The following is a 421-nucleotide window of genomic DNA, read 5'->3' on the forward strand; positions in this document are numbered from 1 at the left end:
GTGTCGTGCTGATGGCAGGCTGCGACAAGACCACCCCGTCGCTGGTCATGGGCGCGGCCTCCTGCGACCTGCCGTCGATCGTCATTTCCGGCGGGCCGATGCTCAATGGCCGTTTCCAGGGCCGCGAGATAGGTTCCGGCACCGATGTCTGGAAATTCTCCGAGGATGTCCGCGCCGGCGTGATGAGCGAGCAGGATTTCGCTAATGCCGAGAGTGCCATGTCACGCTCGCCGGGTCATTGCATGACCATGGGCACGGCCTCGACCATGGCCTCGATGGTCGAAGCGCTCGGCCTGGCGCTGCCGGGCAACGCTGCCTATCCGGCGGTCGACGCGCGCCGCAGCCGCATCGCCCGCATGACGGGGCGGCGCATCGTCGAGATGGTCAATGAGAATCTCCGCCCGTCCGCCATCCTCAAGAA

Annotated in this window: 1 protein-coding gene; it reads left to right on the forward strand. The window is 66.0% G+C overall.

Annotation, left to right across the window (positions count from 1 at the left end):
- A partial coding sequence (locus EN969_RS35005) for a dihydroxy-acid dehydratase (protein WP_206525397.1) occupies window positions 1-421 on the forward strand: 421 nt, incomplete at both ends.

The sequence above is a fragment of the Mesorhizobium sp. M7A.F.Ca.CA.003.01.2.1 genome, from assembly GCF_003998945.1.
Lineage (GTDB): Bacteria > Pseudomonadota > Alphaproteobacteria > Rhizobiales > Rhizobiaceae > Mesorhizobium > Mesorhizobium ciceri.